Below are 1,773 nucleotides of genomic sequence, written 5' to 3'. Positions count from 1 at the left end.
GTAACCGTTCACAGCCCGTCACGGTGGTGGGATGAGTTTGGGGGTGGGCTGGTGGTGGAAGTGGGCCTTTACGGCGGAGTGCAGGTAGCTGAGGGCGTCGCGGCCAAGGCGGCGGCAGGTTTCGATGACGGACAGGATCACGCTCAGCGTGAGGCTGCCCGACTTCGACTCCGTGCCGAAGCTCAGCTTGCGGTAGATCACTGATTTCCGCAGGGCCCGCTCGGCGGCGTTGTTCGTCGGCGAGACCCCCGCGTGATGCACGAACACGAACAGGCTGTAACACTCGTTGAGCAGTCGTCGGCAGGTCTCGGCGGTCTTCGCCTCGCCGCAGGATGTCCCCTGCTCGAGGGCGTCGAGAATGTCGCCCCGCAGGCGGCGGTAATGAACCTCGAATGTCGCCCGCACGATCTCCTCGCGCTGGAGTCGGTTCCAGTGGTGGATCAGTTCCTGGCCGCTGGCTTTGAGCACGGTCCCGACCTTCCCCGCCGCGCCGCCGCGGTCGATCATGGCTTGAAAGTCGCGCAGCAGATGCGCCCAGCAGAACTGGTGTCGCTCGTCTTCGAGATGGCTGTACGCCGAGTACCGATCGCTGCCGACGAGGCCGCCGAACGCTTCGCCGAGCAGGGCGCGCAGTGCGCGACGGGAGCGCTGGGGTTGAATGGCCAGCAGCGTGGCTCGTCGGCCGACAACGGTCCACATCCAGGCTCGGCGACCGTCTTGGCGCCAGCCGGTTTCGTCGACATTCACGGCCGCGGAGGAACGGACGTCCGCGGTGATGTCCTCGTGGGCCGCCTGCAGGGCTGTGCGTCCGATCCGCTGCAGACGGCTGATCTGGCCGTCGGAGATGTCGAGTTGGAACAAGTCCCGCAGCGTCTGGGCGATCAGCCGCTGGCTGAGCCGCCCCAGGCCGGTGAGCAGCGTCACCGTCGCCACGACCCGCGGCCCGAACGCGCCGCGGGGGACGGTGGCGGGGAGTGCTCCCGCACAGCGGCAGCCGCAGCGATGACACGTCAGCGTATGCACCTGATGCTCGACGACGATCGGCTGGATCGGCGGGAGGTCTGTCACCTGATGGCGTTGCGGGTGTGGATCGTCGCCGCGGAGCCTGGCGCCGCAGTCCGAACAGGCGTGCGGTCGATGGTGCTGGACGTCGGCGCACTCGGCGGTCGGGATCAGCCGCCGCGAGTGCTTGGCATGTCCCGGCTGTCCACCCCGTTTGCGTCCCGAGACCGGCTTCGCGGCCTTGACCGGCGTCTGCTCGGGGCCGTCGGTCGACGGGGGCCGCGAGGAGTTGCCGGAGTTCATTCCCAGCCGGCGTTCGAGTTCGTCGATCCGCCGCTGCAAGCGATCAATCGTCGCCTGTTGAGCGGCAATGGTGGCCTGTTGGGCGGCGATGGTGGCCTGTTGGGCGGCGATGGTGGCGAGGAGCGAGTCGACAAACCCCCGCACCGCGGGCGTCATCTGCCCGGCGAGTTCCGGCGGAATCGGAGGCGTCCCAGCCATCGCCAAGGTGTCGCAGATTCCAGCCGCTCAGCCAAGACCAATCTGGAACTGTGAACGGTTACACCAGTGAGCACCGCCACAAGGATCATCGAAAGCGCAAGCCAAACTCGCCGTGAACGAATGACCTGAGCCATTGTGAACTCCGAGTTGTGAGTTGATACGAGCAGAACGCGCGCCATGAGACGTGTGTGATTCTGCGCGCGAGCGGGGCAAAAAGTCAAGCACCATTAGCATTAATTGAAATTTACTGACTCTACCGGATTGCAGGTG

The 1,773-nt window shown here is 66.0% G+C and carries 1 protein-coding gene; it reads right to left on the bottom strand.

Features of this window, described 5'->3' with window-relative positions; translation table 11 throughout:
* Positions 1-18: 18 nt before the first annotated feature.
* Positions 19-1,461 carry an IS66 family transposase gene (gene tnpC / locus ACK5KK_RS10520; protein WP_416890036.1) on the bottom strand — a complete coding sequence of 481 codons (1,443 nt, stop codon included), beginning with the start codon at positions 1,459-1,461 and terminating at the stop codon, positions 19-21.
* Between the last annotated feature and the right edge of the window lie 312 nt (positions 1,462-1,773).

Source organism: Microbacterium sp., from assembly GCF_047972865.1.
Lineage (GTDB): Bacteria > Actinomycetota > Actinomycetes > Actinomycetales > Microbacteriaceae > Microbacterium.
The sequence above is the reverse complement of the archived record's forward strand: the minus strand, read 5'-3'. Positions and strand labels throughout refer to the sequence as shown.